The organism is Mesorhizobium sp. P3_B5, assembly GCF_056402815.1.
The window spans coordinates 652,859-671,424 of record NZ_JBFUGR010000002.1 but is presented as its reverse complement, the minus strand read 5'-3'; the positions used below and the strand labels follow the sequence as shown (position 1 = coordinate 671,424).

Annotated in this window: 18 protein-coding genes; 2 read left to right on the top strand and 16 right to left on the bottom strand. The window is 63.9% G+C overall.

The window, feature by feature from the left end; all coding sequences use genetic code 11:
* Nucleotides 1-258: 258 nt before the first annotated feature.
* A complete protein-coding gene (locus tag AC1DVW_RS08155; RefSeq protein ID WP_477322309.1) occupies nt 259-1,323 on the bottom strand; it encodes an ABC transporter substrate-binding protein in 1,065 nt (354 codons plus the stop codon).
* Nucleotides 1,324-1,445: 122 nt separating this feature from the next.
* Between AC1DVW_RS08155 and AC1DVW_RS08150 the strand changes: the two genes are divergently transcribed.
* The gene (locus AC1DVW_RS08150; RefSeq protein ID WP_477241888.1) at nt 1,446-2,120 is read left to right on the top strand and encodes a response regulator transcription factor; all 675 of its coding nucleotides are present in this window, start codon (nt 1,446-1,448) and stop codon (nt 2,118-2,120) included.
* Complete coding sequence (locus AC1DVW_RS08145) at nt 2,120-3,535, top strand: sensor histidine kinase N-terminal domain-containing protein (protein WP_477322307.1); 1,416 nt, start codon at nt 2,120-2,122, stop codon at nt 3,533-3,535. Before AC1DVW_RS08150 ends, AC1DVW_RS08145 begins: the two co-directional genes overlap by 1 nt.
* Here AC1DVW_RS08145 and trmB read toward each other — a convergent pair.
* The 15 genes from trmB to AC1DVW_RS08070 all read right to left on the bottom strand — a co-directional run bounded on the left by trmB (nt 3,511) and on the right by AC1DVW_RS08070 (nt 18,555).
* Complete coding sequence (gene trmB, locus AC1DVW_RS08140; protein WP_477322305.1) at nt 3,511-4,212, bottom strand: tRNA (guanine(46)-N(7))-methyltransferase TrmB; 702 nt, start codon at nt 4,210-4,212, stop codon at nt 3,511-3,513. The two genes, AC1DVW_RS08145 and trmB, sit on opposite strands and share 25 nt — an antisense overlap.
* 24 nt (nt 4,213-4,236) lie before the next feature.
* A complete protein-coding gene (gene metK, locus AC1DVW_RS08135; RefSeq protein WP_477322303.1) occupies nt 4,237-5,502 on the bottom strand; it encodes a methionine adenosyltransferase in 1,266 nt (421 codons plus the stop codon).
* 168 nt (nt 5,503-5,670) lie between these two features.
* A complete protein-coding gene (locus tag AC1DVW_RS08130) occupies nt 5,671-6,090 on the bottom strand; it encodes a helix-turn-helix domain-containing protein (RefSeq protein ID WP_477241592.1) in 420 nt (139 codons plus the stop codon).
* Nucleotides 6,091-6,228: 138 nt separating this feature from the next.
* On the bottom strand, nt 6,229-7,821 hold the full coding sequence (gene lnt, locus AC1DVW_RS08125; protein WP_477274894.1) for an apolipoprotein N-acyltransferase: 1,593 nt from the start codon (nt 7,819-7,821) through the stop codon (nt 6,229-6,231).
* Nucleotides 7,822-7,899: 78 nt separating this feature from the next.
* Nucleotides 7,900-8,370 carry a VOC family protein gene (locus tag AC1DVW_RS08120; RefSeq protein ID WP_477322301.1) on the bottom strand — a complete coding sequence of 157 codons (471 nt, stop codon included), beginning with the start codon at nt 8,368-8,370 and terminating at the stop codon, nt 7,900-7,902.
* Between the two features lie 14 nt (nt 8,371-8,384).
* Nucleotides 8,385-9,473: a hemolysin family protein gene (locus tag AC1DVW_RS08115; protein WP_477274897.1), complete on the bottom strand. Its 1,089-nt coding sequence runs from the start codon at nt 9,471-9,473 to the stop codon at nt 8,385-8,387.
* Between the two features lie 28 nt (nt 9,474-9,501).
* A complete protein-coding gene (ybeY, locus tag AC1DVW_RS08110) occupies nt 9,502-10,008 on the bottom strand; it encodes an rRNA maturation RNase YbeY (protein ID WP_477322299.1) in 507 nt (168 codons plus the stop codon).
* A gap of 17 nt (nt 10,009-10,025) precedes the next feature.
* Nucleotides 10,026-11,018 carry a PhoH family protein gene (locus AC1DVW_RS08105; protein WP_477322297.1) on the bottom strand — a complete coding sequence of 331 codons (993 nt, stop codon included), beginning with the start codon at nt 11,016-11,018 and terminating at the stop codon, nt 10,026-10,028.
* 83 nt (nt 11,019-11,101) lie between these two features.
* Nucleotides 11,102-12,511 (bottom strand): tRNA (N6-isopentenyl adenosine(37)-C2)-methylthiotransferase MiaB, encoded by a 1,410-nt coding sequence (miaB, locus tag AC1DVW_RS08100; RefSeq protein ID WP_477322295.1) that lies wholly within the window; start codon nt 12,509-12,511, stop codon nt 11,102-11,104.
* 63 nt (nt 12,512-12,574) lie between these two features.
* Nucleotides 12,575-13,375, bottom strand: coding sequence for a lyso-ornithine lipid O-acyltransferase (gene olsA / locus AC1DVW_RS08095; RefSeq protein ID WP_477241578.1), 801 nt, complete (start codon nt 13,373-13,375; stop codon nt 12,575-12,577).
* A 25-nt stretch (nt 13,376-13,400) separates the two neighbouring features.
* Nucleotides 13,401-13,895 carry a ribosomal protein S18-alanine N-acetyltransferase gene (gene rimI, locus AC1DVW_RS08090; protein WP_477322294.1) on the bottom strand — a complete coding sequence of 165 codons (495 nt, stop codon included), beginning with the start codon at nt 13,893-13,895 and terminating at the stop codon, nt 13,401-13,403.
* Complete coding sequence (gene tsaB / locus AC1DVW_RS08085; protein WP_477322292.1) at nt 13,895-14,653, bottom strand: tRNA (adenosine(37)-N6)-threonylcarbamoyltransferase complex dimerization subunit type 1 TsaB; 759 nt, start codon at nt 14,651-14,653, stop codon at nt 13,895-13,897. The genes rimI and tsaB overlap by 1 nt, the downstream gene beginning before the upstream one ends.
* Nucleotides 14,654-14,762: 109 nt before the next feature.
* Nucleotides 14,763-15,869 (bottom strand): DUF1513 domain-containing protein, encoded by a 1,107-nt coding sequence (locus tag AC1DVW_RS08080; RefSeq protein ID WP_477322290.1) that lies wholly within the window; start codon nt 15,867-15,869, stop codon nt 14,763-14,765.
* 2 nt (nt 15,870-15,871) lie between these two features.
* The gene (locus AC1DVW_RS08075; protein ID WP_477322289.1) at nt 15,872-16,951 is read right to left on the bottom strand and encodes an imelysin family protein; all 1,080 of its coding nucleotides are present in this window, start codon (nt 16,949-16,951) and stop codon (nt 15,872-15,874) included.
* On the bottom strand, nt 16,951-18,555 hold the full coding sequence (locus AC1DVW_RS08070; RefSeq protein WP_477322288.1) for a di-heme oxidoreductase family protein: 1,605 nt from the start codon (nt 18,553-18,555) through the stop codon (nt 16,951-16,953). The genes AC1DVW_RS08075 and AC1DVW_RS08070 overlap by 1 nt, the downstream gene beginning before the upstream one ends.
* Between the last annotated feature and the right edge of the window lie 11 nt (nt 18,556-18,566).

Here is an 18,566-nt window from a genome sequence, read left to right as displayed (position 1 = left end):
TCGAAGCCCGCGTCAGGCTGCGTCTCGAAATAACTAGGGAAGGAACCGGCCCGGCTCAGGGCCGGCCGATATGGGCAGCGTTTCCAAACCACTCGCGCAGCGCCGGTTGCCGCCGTCGGGTGGTCTTTGCGGAAACGTGTTCGAAGTCCTCCCGAACTTTCCGAGCCTCGCCGCCTCCACGGATGGGCCAAAACCTACCTAGCGCAGCAACCTGACATCAGACTGACACCGATGCAACAGGATAGGAATATCGTACGATCAGGGACTGCGCAGCGCCGCATTCCAGCGTTCGATGAGGCGCATGCGCTTGACCTGGTCGAGATAGACCATCAGGCCCGGGCTGACCGGGACCGGACGCAATTGTCCGCCGAGAACCGCTTGCATTCTGTTTGCCGTGTTCTCACCCGAAACTTCCGGATTGACGGCGGCGATCTGCAATTTGCGCGCCATCACCGTCTGTCCTTCGGCGGACATGAAATATTCGAGATAACGGCGGCCAAGGTCCGGCGAGCGGGAGGCGGTGGGCACCAGTCCGATGCGCGACATCACCACCGTGTAGTCCTTGGGCAGCACGATGCCGACGTCGGGATCCCTGGCGGCCCAATCGGCGGCATAGGACCCCAGGATGTTGTAGCCAAGCACGAAGCGGCCATCGGCGATGCGCTCGAGGATGGCGGAGCTGGTCGAGTAAAGCTTCACGCCGGACGCTCCCATGGCACGGATGACCGACCAGATATCCGGGTACTGTTCCTGGTCGCGCGCCATGAACATGAAACCGACGCCGGAGCGCTCGATGTCGTAGGTAGCGATACGGCCGTAGACCTTGTCGCCCTGGGTCTTGAGAAAATCGACGAACTGGCCGCGCGTGGCGGGCGGCGGAGCGTCCTTGAAGCTCGGCTTGTGGTAGACGAACACCGCGGGCTCGAAGGTCAGTGCGTAGGCGGTGTTACGCCAGTTTGCCCAGCGCGGCCAGAGATCGGAAAGCGGCAGGCGGCTTTCCTGGGCGTAGCCGTCATTGGCGAGCTTGACCTGCAGGTCCATGGCCGAGGAAAAAGCGATGTCGGCGGTCCCTTTGCCGGCATCAGTTTCGGCAACGACGCGATCGTAGATATCGGTCGTCAACAGATCCTCGTAGCGCACGGCGACGTCGGGATTGGCTTTCTGGAAGCCGTCGATCATCGGCTTGGCCAAAGGCGCGTCCAGCGAGGAATAGACGACCAGCGTGCGGGTATTCGAAGCCCCGTCAAGTGCGGGAAACAGGGTGACGTCCGCCCATGCGGGCGCCGAGAGACAAACCAGAACGGTGAGGATGGCCAGGCGCATGGTCGCCAGACCATGCCTCAACAACGGGGACTGCACAACGGCGACACGCCACCGCGCAAGTGACACCGCTCTGGACCTTTGCCTGTCGAATGGGCATCGTCGGTGCAGGGGAGGAGAACCCGGTGCGCATTCTGGTGGTAGAGGACAGTCAGACGTTGGCCGCCGGTCTCGCAGCCGTGCTGAAGGGCAGCGGCTATGCCGTCGACGTGGTCGGCGACGGCGCGTCGGCCGTGGCCGTCCTTGCCACCGAGCGGTTTGACCTCGTCATTCTCGACCTCAACCTGCCGCAGATGGATGGTCTGGAAGTGCTGCGCACCATGCGCGGTCGCCAGCATGACGCGGCGGTGCTGATCCTGTCGGCGCGCCACTCGCTGGACGAAAGGGTCAAAGGGCTAGACCTTGGCGCCGACGACTATATGGTCAAACCCTTCGATGTCGGCGAACTGGAGGCGCGGGTTCGCACGCTGCTGCGCCGCCGCGCCGGCCTCAAGGCAGCGACCGTTGCTTTCGGCGAAGTGGTTCTCGACCTCAACACGCGCAGCTTCTCTTCGCAGGGAGCAACAATCGACATTCCGGCGCGCGAACTGGCATTTCTCGAAACGCTGTTCATGCGCGCCGGCAAGGTGGTGGCCAAGCAGGCCATCATCGAATCGCTTGCCGGTTTCGACGAGGATCTGAGCGCCAACGCCATCGAGCAATATGCCAGCCGCCTGCGCAAGCGGCTGGCGCCTTACGGCCTGACGATCAGGACCGCACGCGGCATCGGCTATTACCTCGAAAAGATCCAAAGCGGCTGATGGTGCCGGCAAAGCCATATTCGCTGCGCAGGCGGCTGCTGGTCTGGCTGCTGGTGCCGCTGGTCATCATCGGCCTGATTGCGCTCGCCGACACCTATCGCGAGGCCGTGAATACGGCAAACGCCGTCTCGGACCGGGTGCTTGCCGGCTCGGCGCTGGCCATTGCCGAGCGCATAGTCGTTGCCGAGAACGGCGTGCTGGAGGTCGACGTCCCCTATGTGGCGCTCGAAATGCTGACGTCGGCAGCGCAGGACCGCGTGTTCTACCGCGTCGACGGCCCCGGTGGCGTCTTCATAACCGGCTATCAGACGTTGCCGGTGATCAAAGGGCTTGCGCGCGAGGAAAGCGGCTATGCCGATGCCAGCTTTCGCGGCGAGCCCATCCGGCTGACATCGCTGTCGCGCGCCGCTTCGACCGGGGCGAGTTCGGTGCCTTTCGTCGTCACCATCGCCGAAACGACGATCGCCCGCACGCAACTGGCGCGGACAATCCTGTTGCGCTCCGCATTGCGGCTGGCCATCCTGATCGGCAGCGCAGCGGCAATCATGTGGCTCGCCGTCACCTTTTCGCTGCGGCCGCTCTATCGGCTGCGCGACGCCATTGCCGAGCGTAACCCCGAGGATCTGCACCCGATCGAACAATCGGTGCCAAAAGAGGTGCGCGGCCTGGTCGACACCGTCAATTCGTTCATGGGAAGACTTGGTTCGGCGCTTGGCGCGATGCGGCATTTCACCGGCAATGCCAGCCACCAGCTGCGCACGCCGCTGGCCATCATCCGCACGCAGCTGGCGCTTTCGGCGCGCGCCCATTCGCTTGAAGAGGCCCGTCATGCCGCAACGATCGGCGACGAGGCGGTTGCCCATGCCGAACGCGTCATCGCCCAGCTGCTGCTGCTGGCCAAGGTCGACGAAGCGATGTCCGATCGGCTGAAGAGCCTTGGCGCGATCAATCTGACCGAACTTGCGCAGACGCTGACCGCCGACTTTGTCGCTCAGGCCCACAGCGCCGGCATCGACCTCGGCTTCGAGGGCGAACAGGCGCAGTTCGTCCGCGGCGAGCCGATGCTGCTCAGCGAAATGATCCGCAATCTGATCGAAAACGTGCTCGCCTATGCCGGCAGCGGGACGGAGGCGACCGTCAGGGTTTTCGCCGACAGCAACGATGTCGTGCTGGAAGTCGAAGACAGTGGACCGGGTATCGCGGCCAATGAATTGGCAGGCGTGCGCCAGCGCTTCGTGCGCGGCGGTGTCGGCGGCAAACCAGGAGCGGGGCTCGGCCTGCCGATCGTCGAGGAGATCGCGGCACTGTTTGGCGGACGGCTCGATCTGTCGGCGGGCAAGGACGATCGCGGCCTGCGCGTCCGCGTCGCCTTTTCAAATGCGAACCAGGATCAGCTTCGCACGAAGGTAAGATAGGCCGGCCGCCGGCCCTCGCGAATGGCCTTCGCCTCGTAGCGCGTGCCCGGCCAGCCATCATAGGGCCGGTGCCAGTCGGCCGCTTCCTGCGCCTGCCACGCGAATGCGCCATGCGCCCGGCAGTGCAGCAGCGTCCAGTTCACATAGGTGTCGATGTCGGAAGCGAAGCGGAACTTTGCACCAGGCTTCAGAACGCGCGCAAAACGGTCGAGATTGAGCGGGCTGACGAAGCGCCGCTTCCAGTGCTTTTTCTTCGGCCACGGGTCGGGATAAAGCAGGTCGATGCCATCGAGCGAAGCCTCCGGCAACCAGTCGAGCAGGCGCGTGGCGTCGTCGTCATAGACCTGAAGGTTGGCAAGCGGCTTTTCGCGCACCGCCATCATCATCTTGGCCATGCCGTTGACGAACGGCTCGACGCCGACAAAACCGGTGGCAGGTGCCGCCGTAGCCCGGTGCAAAAGGTGCTCGCCACCGCCAAAACCGATTTCCAGCTGAACCGCGGAAACATCCGTCGCGAACAGATCACGCAGATCGGCAGGCGGCTTGGCCGTCAGGTCGAGCCTGTAGGTGCTGAAGCCGCTTTCGAGTGCGGCCGCCTGCTGCGGGCGAATGGTCTTGCCGCGCCGGCGACCGAAAAATGCTTCGGTCGCACGGCTTGGCCTGTCTTTGGGATCCATGGGCTGACGCGTGGCGGCCGCCGATCAGGCGGCAACCGCGTCCTTGAGCGCCTTGGCGAGATCGGTCTTTTCCCAGGAGAAAGAACCGTCGCGACCGGCCTTGCGGCCGAAATGGCCGTAGGACGAGGTCTTGGCGTAGATCGGCTTGTTGAGGTCGAGGTGACGGCGGATGCCGGACGGCGACAGATCCATCACCGTGCGCAGCGCTTCCTCGAGCTTTGCCTCGTCAACCTTGCCAGTGCCGTGCAGGTCGACATAGACCGACAGCGGCTGGGCGACGCCGATGGCATAGGACAGCTGGATGGTGCAGCGTTCGGCGAGCTTGGCCGCCACCACATTCTTGGCGAGGTAGCGTGCCGCGTAGGCGGCGGAACGGTCGACCTTGGTGGTGTCCTTGCCGGAGAAGGCGCCGCCGCCATGCGGTGCGGCACCACCATAGGTGTCGACGATGATCTTGCGGCCGGTCAGGCCGGCGTCGCCATCGGGTCCACCGATGACGAACTTGCCGGTCGGGTTGATGTACCACATGCAATCGTCGGCGATCTTCAGATCGCCAAGCGCCGCGCGGATATAGGGTTCGACGACCTTGCGGACCTTCTTCGAATCCCAGCTGGCATCGAGATGCTGGGTCGACAGCACGATCTGCGTCGCCTCGGCGGCCTTGCCGTCGATGTAGCGGACGGTGACCTGGCTCTTGGCATCCGGGCCGAGCTTGCCGGCGTCGCCGCTGCCTTCGTGGCGCGCGGCAGCCAGCAATTCGAGGATCTTGTGGCTGTAGTAGATCGGCGCCGGCATCAGGTCCGGCGTCTCGCGGCAGGCATAGCCAAACATGATGCCCTGGTCGCCGGCACCTTCCTCGCCCTGGCGGTCGGAAGCATTGTCGACGCCCTGGCCGATGTCCGGCGACTGGCCGTGCAGGAGAACCTCGATCTTTGCCGTCTTCCAGTGGAAACCGGCCTGCTCGTAACCGATTTCGCGGATCGCCTTGCGCGCAACCGACTTGAATTTCGCCGGATTGACAACCGAATGCCCGGCCGCGTCCTTCAGAATATTGCCGGCCTTGTCTCGCTTGAGCAGCGTGTCGGGAACACGCACTTCGCCGGCGATGACGACGCGGTTGGTGGTTGCCAGCGTCTCGCAAGCGACACGAACCTTCCACGGGTCCATGCCGGTCTTCTTGGCCTCACGATAGACCAGATCGACGATCTCGTCGGAGATACGGTCACAAACCTTGTCGGGATGGCCCTCGGCAACGGATTCCGAGGTAAAGAAGTAATTCTGCCGCGTCACGGGTGTCCCCTCTTGAAAACGGATCGGCAGAGCTGCCGACTTTGGCGCGCCACGTGTTAGCGGTGCCGGGCGTCGCTCGTCAAGCGGTGCCGCAGTTCTGGCATGAATGTCGCAGCAGATATCTTGTACCACCGGCGGCATGGCACCGCCGGCAGTCGAGCTTCCGGATCAGTCGGCACCTTCGGTGGAAAGAGATTTCACCAGATCTATGATCCGCCGGCGCACCTTCACATCAACGATCTTGACGAAGGCGCGGTTGAGTTGAAGCCCTTCGGGACTGCCGCAGAATTCGACGGCGAAAGCCATCGAGGCATCTTCAGCGAATCCGCGATTGCCTACGGGCTCCTGACCCGGGGCATCCTCGAAGAAAAAGGCAACGGGCACGCTGAGTATGGACGCTATTGCCTGCAGGCGGCTGGCGCCGACGCGATTCGTGCCTTTTTCATATTTCTGGATCTGTTGAAACGTGATGCCGAGATTCTCACCCAGCTTTTCCTGACTCATTCCAAGCATATTGCGCCGAAGCCGGATGCGACTTCCGACATGGATGTCGATCGGATTCGGTTTTTTCTTGTTTTCTTCTGTCATTTTTTCCTCGCCGAATTTTTCCGGCTTTTTCTATTTTTCTTGCCCAAACGAAGCCGGAGCCAACTGCCCCAACAGAACCTCCAACCGACTTCGAGAAATTTTAGGCGCGTACAGTATGAGTTTCTAATGTGTCGACTGTCAATTCACCCGTAGCCGTTGCCTTACATTCAATGCGAGGGCGATCATGGCAAACAGCAACATGATCAGCATTCCGTTAATGCGCCTCTGGCCGGCGGAGACGAGAGCCTGTCCGGAGACCGGCACCCGCACGTCGATGGCGCCTCGCGCATCGACGGCCAAAGCGTCGACGATGCGTCCGTGCGCGTCGACAACGGCGGAAATGCCGTTATTGGCGGCACGCAACAAGGGCAATCCATTCTCGACCGCGCGAATCTGAGCCTGCCTGAAGTGCTGGTACGGACCCGGCGTGTCGCCGAACCATGCGTCATTTGTGACGTTCACAATAAGCTCGGCTGACGCAGCGTCAACTGCTACCAGATCAGGAAAGATCACCTCGTAACAGATAAAGGGCAGCGCGCGGATGCCGCCGGGCAGCGCGATCGGGTGGCGCTCATTGCCGGCGGCGAAATTCATCGGCCCGGCAACGAGCTGATCGACGCCGAAACGGCCAAGCAAGTCGGCGAAAGGCAGATATTCGCCAAACGGCACCAGATGAACCTTGTCGACGGCATCGGTGATCTCACCCTTGTCGTCGATCGCCACCACGGCATTGTAATAGCGGCTGCTGACATTCGCCGCCGAGCCGCCCTCCTCGCGCACGACGCCGGCAACCAGCACCTGGCCGGCCCCAAGCATCTCGCCCAGCGCCGTCAGCGCATCCGGGCGCTCGGTAAACAGAAACGGCACCGACGTCTCCGGCCACAGGATCAGCTGCGGCTTGCCGTGGCCAGGCTCCGGCGCCTTGGCCGACAACCCCATCAGGGTGGCGAAGATGCGGTCGCGCACCGAGGCGTCCCACTTCTCGCTGAGATCGACGTCAGGCTGCACGATGCGGACATCGACGGTGCGGGTTGCAGGCGCGACCGCAGCGGTAAGCCTGACATAGCCGAAGCCGACATGGGCGCCGACAAGAATGACCAGCAGCGCGGCACCCAGGCGCAGATGCCTTTGCGCCGCAAGCAGCGCCGGCAGCGCGAAAACAAAGACCGCCAGCGCGTTCATGCCGATCATGCCGGTGAGCGAGACGCTCTGCATCAGCAAGGGCACCGGCATCGCCGCATAGCCGACGGCGTTCCAGGGAAAGCCGGTGAACAGAAAGCCGCGCAGCCATTCCGCCAGGGCAAAACCAAAGGCCAGCGCGGCGATGCGGCCGATGTCGTTGCTCCACAGCAGCCGGGCGACGACCGTGGCGAAACCATAGAAAAAGGCGAGCGCGAAGGGGATGCCGATGACTGCGAACGGCAAGGCCCAGGCGAAACTGTCGGCCTCGACCAGAAGTGCCGAGCCGATCCACCACAGGCCGGCGAGAAAATAACCGAAACCGAACCACCAGCCGACGGCAAAGGCCGGCCGCAGGCGCCGCAGCCAGCCGTCGGAGGCTTCGCCGGTGGCGCCATCGAGAAGCCAGACCAGCAGCGGAAACGAAACGAAACAGACAGCGAAAAAATCGTAGGGCGCCTGGGCCAGAACCGCCAATGCCCCGGCGAGAAACGCTACCAGCGCGCGCCGCCAGCCCCAAAGCAGAATTATCCGGCCGGCAAGGCGCTGCATCGAGGCTTCCACATCGCGCGAATCACGGCAGAAGATTTAGCAGGCTGCAGTCCGCGCTCCAAACCGCTTAAATGTGATCTAGCGGTGCCAACCCTCGATCTGCACATCACCGACCCGCTCGGCCTCTTCGCGGGGAACCGAGCGTAGGGTTTGCGTGAAGGTCCAGACATGGCCTTCGGGGTCGCGCGCCCGATACAGCCGCTCGCCGTAGAACTGATCGGCGGGCTCCTGGACGATGTCGGCGCCGGCCGCCCGCGCCTGCTCGCAATGAGCGTCCAGGCCGTCTTTCAGCCTCATATAGACCGATTGGGTGTTCCTGCCGCCCACCGAAGCCGGGCTGGCGATGTGAGCGGCCCATTCGGAATCGACAATGATATAGCCGTCACCGAAGCGCATTTCGGAATGGACGAGTTTCCCGTCGGCATCACTGACGACCATGCTTGGCTCGAAGCCGAAGGCCGTCTCAAGCCATCGCAAGGCGGCGCGCGGGTCCTTGTAGAATATGCCGGAGCCGAGGGTCGCGTGCTTGAACGGATCGTCGACCGCCATTGGTCGGCGCTTCCTTACGCCTGCTCGGTGCGGACGGCGCGCCGGCGGCGCTCGCCTTTCTGGCTCTGCACGATGCGCACCCGCTTGACGCGGCGCGGATCGGCATCGAGCACGTGGAACTCGAAGCCGGGTATGGCTTGCACCACTTCGCCACGCGCCGGCACGCGGCCCAGCGTGTTGAAGATCATGCCACCGATCGTATCGACATATTCGCCATGCTCGCCGGCGGTAAAGTCCTCGCCGATCATCTTGGCGACCTCGTCGATCTCGGCCTTGCCATCGACGACGAACACGCCATCGCCGGTCTGGGTGATCATCGGCTCGTCATCGTCATGCTCGTCTTCGATGTCGCCGACCACCATCTCGACGATGTCTTCCAGCGAGGCGAGACCATCGGTGCCGCCATATTCGTCGATGACCAGCGCCATCTGGGTGCGCGTCGCCTGCATCCGTCCCATCAGGTCGGAAGCCAGCATCGACGGCGGCACGAAGAGCACCGGGCGGATCAGGCTCAACTCACCGATGGTGCGCGCAAGGTCGACCTGGGCGAGGTCGAGCAGCGTGGCGGCTGGGGCTTTCCTCGATGTCCTGCCCTTCTTGACGCGGGCGACCTTGGTGATGTGCGCCAGCACGTCGCGGATGTGGACCATGCCGCGCGGATCGTCGAGCGTCTCGGAATAGACCGGCATGCGGGAATGGCCGGACTGTTCGAACAGGCCGAGCAGATCGCCCAAAGTCGTGGTGATCTCGACCGCCTCGATGTCGGCGCGCGGCACCATGACATCCTCGACGCGCACTTCGCGCAGACGCAGGATGTTGTTGAGCATGGCGCGTTCGCCGGGCGAAAAGGCGCCGGCGTCGCTTGTCGTTTCGGCCAGGGCGCCGGCGATTTCCTCGCGCAGGCTGGTGCCGTTGCGCTGCCGGAACAGGCCGATCACACGGTCGAACAGGGAAGGACCGGCAGGCGATGGCTCGCTGGCAATGCTGCCAGAAACGGGGCTGCCGGTCGTGGTACTGGGACTCGAGCCCTCTTCCGTCGTATCGGAAGGCTTGGTCGCACTGCCGGCGTCGGGGCGGGCGGCAGTTTCTGGTTTGTCGTTCATCGTCGTCCGGTCATTTGGTCTTTTGTAGTTACGCGTAGGGATCGGGAATGGCAAGCCTTGCCAGCGCGGCGCGCTCGATGGCTTCCATTGCCTCTGCCTCGGCATCGGTCTCGTGATCGTGGCCCAGCAAATGCAGCAGGCCATGGATGACGAGATGGGTGATATGGTTGTCGACCGGCTTGTCTTCCAGTGCCGCTTCGCGCGCGACGGTCTCGGCGGCCAGCACGATGTCGCCCAGCATCGGCGGCAACGGACCACCCATAACGAACGGAAAAGCCGGGAAAGACAGGACGTTGGTGGGTTTGTCCTTGCCGCGCCAATCGGCGTTGAGGGTGCGGATATGGGCATCGTCGGAAAAGACGATGCTGAGCTCGGACTGCCCCGCAACACCGGTTTCGGCAAACGCGGCGGCAACGGCGCGATCGACCAGCCGCGTCAGGCTTGCCTCATCGGGCCAGTCACCGGCTTCGACAGAGATGTCGATCTCGACGGGAACCGAAAAATCCCCGTCGCCAGGTTTTAAGTCTTCAGGCATGAGCCCGCATCGTCACATCAGCTCTCGACGCCGAGACCACGCGCCAGCTTGGCATCGCGGTCATAGGCCCTGACGATTTCGGCCACCAACGGATGGCGGACCACGTCGCCGTCGTTGAAGCGCACGGTCACCGCGCCGTCCACGCCGTCGAGGACCCGCAGCGCTTCGACCAGACCCGATTTGGTGTTGGAGGGCAAGTCGATCTGCGTCGGATCGCCGGTGACGATCATGCGCGAGTTCTCGCCGAGACGGGTGAGGAACATCTTCATCTGCATCGGCGTGGTGTTCTGCGCCTCGTCGAGGATAACCGCGGCATGCGCCAGTGTGCGACCGCGCATGAAGGCCAGCGGCGCGATCTCGATCACCTCGGCGGCAATGGCGCGCTCGACCTTGTCGGCCGGCATCATGTCGTAGAGCGCGTCATAGAGCGGCCGCAGGTACGGATCGACCTTTTCCTTCATGTCGCCGGGCAGGAAGCCCAGCCGCTCGCCGGCTTCGACCGCCGGCCGCGACAGAATGATGCGTTCGACCATGCCGCGTTCGAGCAGCATCGCCGCATGCGCCACCGCCAGATAGGTCTTGCCGGTGCCGGCCGGGCCGATGCCGAAGACAAGTTCAGAACGCTCCAGCGCACGCATATAGGCGTCCTGGTTGAGCGAGCGGGCATAGATCGTCTTCTTGCGGGTGGAGATCTGGGCGGCGGACACCTTGCCCTTGCGCTCCAGCGTCGGCAGCGTCAGCTGGTCGTCGGCGGCGATCGCCATGCGCACGGCGCCATCGACGTCCGACTGGCCGATATCGACGCCTTTCTGGAGAATGCCGTAGAGATTGTCGAGTGCGCGGCGCGCCTGCTCGGCTGCCGAAGCGGACCCCTTGATGGTCAGCTGATTGCCGCGCGAGCGGATATCGATACCGAGCTTTTGTTCAAGTCGGGCCAGATTCTCGTCGAACTGGCCGTAAAGGGCGCTTGCAAGCTTGTTGTTGTCGAAAGTCAGAACGATGTGCGCCATATCCGAGGCCCCAGACGTCAAACTCTGAGGCAGATTCTTCACTTCAGCAGCGCTCAACCGTCTCTCCTCATCTGCCGAGGCCGTCAGGCCAATTCGGCGAACAGGCTATTGTAGCCCGTCTTCGTGATTCGCACCTGGATAATGTCACCGATTTCGCCGGCCTTTTCATCAACAATAACTGGCTGCAGCCATGGCGAGCGGCCAACCTTCTGGCCGGCCTGGCGGCCGGGCTTCTCGATCAGCGTGTCGATGGTGCTGCCGACCAGGCTGGTGCCGAAATCCTGCTGCTGTCTGACGAGCAAGGCTTGCAGCTGCTGCAGGCGCTCGTCCTTGACCGCTTCCGGCACGTGATCGGGCATTTCGGCGCCCGGTGTGCCGGGACGCGGCGAATATTTGAACGAAAAGGCCGAGGCATAATTTACCTCACGGACCAGCTGCATCGTCGCCTCGAAATCGGCTTCCGTCTCGCCGGGGAAACCGACAATGAAGTCACCGGAGAGCGCGATGTCGCTGCGCGCGGCGCGAACGCGGTCGAGCAGCGTCAGGTAATCCTTTGCCGTATGCCTGCGGTTCATCGCCTTGAGAATGCGATCGGAGCCGGATTGCACAGGCAGATGCAGGTAGGGCATCAGCGCCGGCAGGTCGCGGTGGGCTGATATCAGCTCGTCGTCCATGTCGCGCGGGTGGCTGGTGGTGTAGCGCAGCCGGGCAAGGCCGGGAATCTCGGCCAGCCGGAACAGCAGGCGGCCAAGGCCCCATTCCGCGCCGTTTTCGCCCTGGCCATGCCATGCGTTGACGTTCTGGCCGAGCAGCGTCACCTCGCGCACGCCGGCTTCCGCCAGACGCTCGGCCTCCGCAACGATCTGCGCCACCGGCCGCGACACTTCCGAGCCTCTTGTATAGGGCACGACGCAGAAGGTGCAGAACTTGTCGCAGCCTTCCTGCACGGTGAGGAAGGCGGTGACGCCGCGCTTGATCACTTCGGCGCGCCTGGGCTGCGGCAAATGCTCGAACTTGTCCTCGACGGCGTAGTCGGTCTCGATGACCTTCTCGCCGCCACGCACCCTTGCCAGCACATCGGGCAGCCGGTGATAGGTCTGCGGGCCGATGACCAGATCGACGGCCGGCGAACGCCGCAGGATCTCCGTCCCTTCCGCCTGCGCGACGCAACCGGCAACGCCGATCAGCATCTCGCGCCCGACCTTGGCACGTTCGGCCTTCATCTCGCGGATGCGGCCGAGTTCGGAATAGACCTTTTCCGCCGCTTTCTCCCTGATGTGGCAGGTGTTGAGCAGCACCAGATCGGCCTCGCCAATGGCATCCGTCGCCGCATAGCCGTCGGCGGCCAGCGCATCGGTCATGCGCTGTGAGTCATAGACGTTCATCTGGCAGCCATAGGTCTTGACGAAGACCTTCCTGGTTGCAGCAGCCGGCGTGACCGCGCTTTCGGCCGCCGTGGCAATGTCGTCGCGTTCTATCGTGTTCAAATCCATCCGGCGGCTTCTAACGCCTTTTGGTGACAAAAAACAGACGCTTTTGCCCGGAGCGGCTTGGAACTACCGGCTCGGCCGCGGCGCGGCGAGTGCCGCCTGCATCATCGCGCGCACCTGGCTTTCCATCAGCTTCGACGTTTCCTTGCGGTTCGAGCCCTTGGAGAAGGGAACCGGCTCGCCGAAATGCACCTCGACATCGAGAGCGCCCTCGGCCAGCAACACCTTGAGATGCGGCATCAGGTCCTCGTCGCCGATCCAGGCGGCAATCGGCCGGTGCCGGCGGCCGAGCGGCACGCCATGCAGGCGCGTGTAAACGATCGCCACCGGCTGGATGAACACCTGGTCGACTGCGCCTTCCGCGAGCGCCATCGAGGCGGCGCCGAACAGCGTGCTCTTGAACGGCAAAAGCAAATTGCCATCGCCGGTCGAGCCTTCGGCAAACAGCACCATGGCATCGCCCTTGGCCATGCGGTTGGCGATCTCGCTCGCCTGATCGCCCGACGAACGCTTGCGCTCGCGCTCGATGAAGACGGTGCGCTGCAGCTTCGACAGCATGCCGATCAGGGGCCAGCCTTCCATATCGGCCCTGGCGATAAATTTTACATCGACCATCGAGCCCAGCACCATGATGTCGGTCCAGGAGATGTGGTTGGACGCCACCAGCAGCGGGCGCTGGTTGGACAGCGTGCCTTTGACATGGATGCGCATGCCGAGCGCCCTGACGATGATCCTGTGCCAGATCTTGAGGATGAACGTCTCGGGCCAAATCCCGGTCTTCATCGACAGGATCTGCAGCGGCACAAGGATCAGCGAGCTGACGACAACGAGGCCCAGCGCCAGGAAAATCCGGATTTTCTTGATCATTCGCCCTGGCCCTGCCCGCGCTCTGCTAGCGAAGATCGCGGCGCATGACAAGCGCGCCGGTCGGGCCGTGTTCCGGCGATTTGTAATAGTTGGCGCGCTTGCCGACCTCACGGAAGCCGAGCCGCCGGTAGAGCGCGATGGCGGCGACGTTGGTCTCGTCGACCTCGAGGAAAAGCGCTTCGGCGCGCTGCGCGTGCAGTTCGCGCAGCACGGCGTCCATCAATTGCCAGCCGAGCCCCTGGCGGCGATGCGATCGCGCCACCGCGACGGTCAGGATCTCGCCCTCGCCGGCCGCCAGCCGCGCCAGCACGAAGCCGACCGGCGGCTTGGAGCCGTGCCCGGTCTCGCGCGCGGCATAGCCGAACACAGTGTCCTGCTCGAGCAATGCGGCGAATTCGCCATCGGTCCACGGTCGCACGAAATCCTCGCGATGCAGAACCGATACCGCCGGGCTGTCGGCAATGGTCAGCGGTTCGAGCGCATAGTCCCTACGGCGCGGCTGGAGGAAGGGAATGCGCATTAGGACTTGTTTCCCTTTGGACCATGATCTTTTCCGAAAACCGGGTCCCACTTTTCGCTAGCGCGGTCCTTCGGTTCGGGATCATGGTCCTGCCTCGCCAGAATAAAGCCGGCCTGCGGCTTCGCGTCGGCGCCGCGCAGATAGAGCGGTTTCGGCTTTTCGCCCTCGCCCTTGGCGGCGGCGAGCCGTGCGTAGACGGCGATGTCGGCGGTGGCAGCCGTTGGACCGATGTCTAGGGCGTGCCCGACGGTCGCGGCGATCTGCATGGCAGCGGTACCGGCAAGGACCGGAGACTTGTCCGCCGCCATGGTGGCGGCTTGCGAGAGCGTGGTCACGTCAGGACCATAACGCAAAACCGACAATTCATCGTAAAGCGCTGCATGGATCTCCTCGCGCCCGGCATCGAGCGCGGCGAACACGGCGCGGCCGGGAAATCCAGCTGCTGCTTCCGCAGCGAGCCCTTCCAGCGTCGTCACCCCGATCGCCGGGATTTTCAGCGCCAGCGCCAGGCCGCGCGCCGCCGAAACGCCGACGCGCAGGCCGGTGAAGGAGCCGGGACCGATGGAGACGGCGATGGCGCCGAGGCCGGCAAAGTCGGTTCCACCGGCCTTCAACGCCGTATCGATGACGGCCATCAGATGCTCGGCATGACCCTTGCCGAGGTCGAGCACCGAGCGGCCAAGCTCCTTCCCGGCCGCCGCGTCGTAGACGCAGGCAGCACAGAGAGAGGCGGCACAGTCGATGGCAAGCAACTTCATGAGGCGGCCGGTTCGAGAAACAATTCCCTGTGCCCGCCATGGCCCGTGACCGCAAGGGGATAGTGCATAAATCGTTAAGCGGCTTGTTTTGCCAGGGCGACAGGCCAGCCTATGCCGTCTGCTCAATACGCAGCACATGCTTGTCCCAGACATAGTCTGGTTCGGAGCGTGTGGTGCCGCCGGCTTCGACGATCTCGCCGGCGCCTGTGGTTGCCATGAAGCTCGCCTTGTCGGGCGCCACGCCGCAGACCTCGGCCAGCGACCGGGTGGCGACGATGCGGCCGCTGGCCACGTCGATCACCGCCAGCGAATTGCCCTCCGGCGAGGACACGGCGACGATCCCGCTCGCCGGGTTGGCGGCGACCGAGCCGATGTAATTGCGAAAGCCGGAGAGCACGTCCTGCGGCATATCGAGCAGCTGCAACGCCTTGCCGCGCGCGGCGCGGCCGACCAGCAGCGGACGGTCGGTGCCCGGCCCGCGGTACTGGCAGCCGAACCAGACGGTGCCGGACTGATCGGCATCCATGTGACGGATCGACAGCTGGTGAAGTGCAGCCGGCAATTCATGCTTTTCGATGAGATCGCCGGTGACGCGGTCGACCAGCACATAGGACGGCTTCATCGTCGCGATGTTGAGCTCGGCGCGGCCGAAATCCGGATGGGTTTCGATGCCGCCATTGGCAATGGCCAAGGTCCTGCCGTCACCCAGCAGCAAAAGCTCGTGCGAGCCCATGCCGTAGGTCGGGAACTCGCCAATGCGGTTGAATTCGGCCCGTGCGTCATAGATTCCGACGACCCCGGCGGCATTGTCGAAATCATTCTCGGTGGCGTAGAGCAGCGCGCCATCGCCAGAGAACACGCCATGGCCGAAAAAGTGCCGGCCGGCGATGCTGGCGATGGTCTGCGGCTTATCGCGGCCGGTGTGGTCAAAGACCACGGCGAAGGTGCCGGGCTGCCGGGCGAAGACCACCGAGCGCTTCGACACCGGATCGAAGGTGACGTCATGACCGCGATCGGGCAGGTCGATCGCATGCAGCACCTTGCCGGAATCGGAGAGGATCGCCGCGCCATAGCTGCCGTCGCGCTTGACGAAAGCGGTGGCGAAGATGGCATCGGCATCGAGCGTCTTTGCCCACGCCGACGGCGCCATAGCTGCCACAAAGCCGGCACCTGCGGCCCTCAGGAAATCGCGGCGGTCGATCAGCGGCGTCCTCATGATTAGTCCCCGTCGAGCGAGGAAAAGCCGGCGGTCAGGCCGAATTCGGCGGTCAGCCTGGTGCCGATCAGTGTCGACAGGCTCGAAGTGATCAGCGCGAAATGGTCGAGTTTGTCACGCAGCACCGGATCGGCGAGCGCCTTGTCGATCGGACCCTGGATGGACTTCGCGGTCGCGACGCCGTTGACCAGCTGGATATGGATCGAGTCCGCGATCCAGCGCGCATCTTCCGGCAGCGCGTCACCCAGTTGCGAGGCCTGGAATAGCGTATCGATGCCGGATAGATTTCCAGCCAGTGACGTGGCGGTGTTTTGCGAGCGCCAATAGATCGCCTGCCTGGGTTTGTCGGCTTCCGGCTTACCGCCGAGAAAGCCTTTCAGGCGTACGTCGCGGACCATATCCAGCTCATTGATGAAGACACCGACCAGTTCGGTCACCGCTTCGGTGCCATCGCGGTAGAGCGCGTTTTGCGGTCCGGGATTGGCCCAGAGCGCGGCAAACCCATCCGGTCTGTTCCAGGCGTCGCTGACATCGGCGGCCATGGTTTCGATGTTACCGGCGACCGCCGCGCCATAGGCGCAGCGATAGGGATCGTCCTTGCCGGCGAGCGTCTCGGCGCCGTCGCCGTAGAGCACGAATTCCAACGCGCCCAGGCCCTGCATGGCGACGCTCTTGCCGGCCAGCTGAGCCGGATCGGTGGCGGTCGGATTCTTGCCGGCCAATGCCGCCTGGACCTGCTTGAGGCCGATGCTCTTGCGATCCGGCCAATAGAGCATGCGTTCCAGCCGGTTGTTCTCCTTGATCGGCCCGAAACCGATGATTTCGGCGGAAGACCAGGCTTCGACCGTGGCCGAGAATTCGGCGCGTGCCGCATCGAGATCGGCTTGCGAGGCCGCGTCGCACAGCGTGTGCATTGCCTTGGTCAAACGTCCCGCATGGTCATGCAAGCCGGCATAGGCCGGGCGGACAAAGCCGTCGATCGCCCGCTGGATGATTTCGGAGGCCTTCACCGTCGCGGATGCGGGCAAGGCCCCGAACAGAACCAGCGGAAGAACGAGAACCAGCGCAGAACGCTTCAACATCAGAGTGACTCCAGGAATTTGACCAGCGCATCGCGGTCGGCAGCATTGGCGGCGGCAAAGCGGTCGCGCGCCTTCTGGCCCTCGCCACCATGCCACAGGATGGCCTCATCAAGGCTGCGAGCGCGCCCATCATGCAGGAAAAAAGCGTTGCCGTTGACGGTTTGGGTCAGGCCGATGCCCCATAGCGGTGGCGCGCGCCATTCGCTGCCGGTGGCGTCGCCCACGGCCTGCCCATCGGCGAGATCAGGCCCCATGTCATGCAACAGAAAGTCGGAATACGGCCAGATCAATTGAAAGGCCTGCGCCTTGTTGGGCGTGTCGCGACGGGTGACGAATTTCGGCGTGTGGCAGGCAATGCAGCCGATGTCGTAAAAGATCTTCTTTCCGGCGAGCACTTGGCGCGCGTCGACGTCGCGCCGCGCCGGCACGGCAAGGTTCTGCGAATAGAAGGTGACGAGATCCATGATCGGCGGTGGTGCCTCGACCGGACCGAGGCGTTTTTGCACGCCGTTCGGCATGGCCAGGCATTTCTGCTCGGCTGCGGTGCAGTCGCCCCAATGATCAGGCACTTCCGGCGTCGAAATGCCGATGTCGCCGGCGAAAGCATCCGCTGCTTGTTCGCGGATCGACGGCGTCTGCGCCTTCCAGCCGAAACGGCCGAGCGTCAGCGCACCGCTCCTGATGTCGCGCACGATGTTGGGCCTGCCGGAAATGCCGTCATTGTTGCGGTCGTCCGGTTCGGCGTTGGCGAGAATGTCGGCCGCAGCGATCTGCTCGATCAGGCCGAGCCCGATCATCGGCGGCGTCAGGCGCGGCGACAGTGTGGTGTGCGGATCGAGCGGCCCGTAGGCCAGATTGTCGACCGAATAACTGGGCTTGCGCAGCGAAACGACACTGCCGTCGCCGAGCGTCACCTGCTCTTCCCGATAGTCGACATGCATCTTGCCTTCGCCCGGCAGGCCCGGAACGGCCAAGTCCTGCAATTGGGTACCATAGACCGGGTCGGGGAAATTGAGCACCTTTTGGTCGGCGATCTCGGCCTTCTCTTCCGCGCTGCTCGCTTGTCGCGCCAGCCGCAGGAACATCGAGGTGGTGCCGGCATCGCCCTCCGGCGGATGACCGCGGCCGTCCTTGAGATGGCAGTTCTGGCAGGCCCGCTCATTGAACAGCGGGCCAAGCCCGTCCGAGGCTTGCGTCGACGACGGCGACGACACCCAGTTCTTGCGGAAAAGCGCATTGCCGAGCTTGAAAGTGCCCTCTTCCTCGAAGGTGATGTTGGCGGCGGATTGCGAGAACGCGTCCCTGTCGACGCCCTTCCTCGACGTGCCGGCGCCGCCCTGCATCAGCTCGAATGGCTCGGGCTTGGAGAAATCTGTGGTCGGCCGGGTGACGGCAATGACGCGCGCCAGGTCTTTCGGCGTGAGGTCCGTGCGGCTGGCGGCAAAGCCCACCGGTTCCGGCGCGCCGGCCTGGGCCGAAGCCGTCAGCGTCACCACGACGGCAAGCGATACGCCGCGAAACATCTGGTGTCGCGGGTTTTTCTGGGGCGGCAGGCCGAGGTCGGCCTGCCGTAAGCGGCGCAGAATGTCTAAGGGGCGCCGCATTCCCGCATGTC

Bases quoted from the DNA above. Each gene is read 5' to 3' on its own strand.
- AC1DVW_RS08155 (WP_477322309.1), bottom strand. From the start codon at position 1,323: ATGCGCCTGGCCATCCTCACCGTTCTGGTTTGTCTCTCGGCGCCCGCA.
- AC1DVW_RS08145 (WP_477322307.1), top strand. From the start codon at position 2,120: ATGGTGCCGGCAAAGCCATATTCGCTGCGCAGGCGGCTGCTGGTCTGG.
- trmB (WP_477322305.1), bottom strand. From the start codon at position 4,212: ATGGATCCCAAAGACAGGCCAAGCCGTGCGACCGAAGCATTTTTCGGT.
- AC1DVW_RS08130 (WP_477241592.1), bottom strand. From the start codon at position 6,090: ATGACAGAAGAAAACAAGAAAAAACCGAATCCGATCGACATCCATGTC.
- lnt (WP_477274894.1), bottom strand. From the start codon at position 7,821: ATGCAGCGCCTTGCCGGCCGGATAATTCTGCTTTGGGGCTGGCGGCGC.
- AC1DVW_RS08120 (WP_477322301.1), bottom strand. From the start codon at position 8,370: ATGGCGGTCGACGATCCGTTCAAGCACGCGACCCTCGGCTCCGGCATA.
- AC1DVW_RS08115 (WP_477274897.1), bottom strand. From the start codon at position 9,473: ATGAACGACAAACCAGAAACTGCCGCCCGCCCCGACGCCGGCAGTGCG.
- ybeY (WP_477322299.1), bottom strand. From the start codon at position 10,008: ATGCCTGAAGACTTAAAACCTGGCGACGGGGATTTTTCGGTTCCCGTC.
- AC1DVW_RS08105 (WP_477322297.1), bottom strand. From the start codon at position 11,018: ATGGCGCACATCGTTCTGACTTTCGACAACAACAAGCTTGCAAGCGCC.
- miaB (WP_477322295.1), bottom strand. From the start codon at position 12,511: ATGGATTTGAACACGATAGAACGCGACGACATTGCCACGGCGGCCGAA.
- olsA (WP_477241578.1), bottom strand. From the start codon at position 13,375: ATGATCAAGAAAATCCGGATTTTCCTGGCGCTGGGCCTCGTTGTCGTC.
- rimI (WP_477322294.1), bottom strand. From the start codon at position 13,895: ATGCGCATTCCCTTCCTCCAGCCGCGCCGTAGGGACTATGCGCTCGAA.
- tsaB (WP_477322292.1), bottom strand. From the start codon at position 14,653: ATGAAGTTGCTTGCCATCGACTGTGCCGCCTCTCTCTGTGCTGCCTGC.
- AC1DVW_RS08080 (WP_477322290.1), bottom strand. From the start codon at position 15,869: ATGAGGACGCCGCTGATCGACCGCCGCGATTTCCTGAGGGCCGCAGGT.
- AC1DVW_RS08075 (WP_477322289.1), bottom strand. From the start codon at position 16,951: ATGTTGAAGCGTTCTGCGCTGGTTCTCGTTCTTCCGCTGGTTCTGTTC.
- AC1DVW_RS08070 (WP_477322288.1), bottom strand. From the start codon at position 18,555: ATGCGGCGCCCCTTAGACATTCTGCGCCGCTTACGGCAGGCCGACCTC.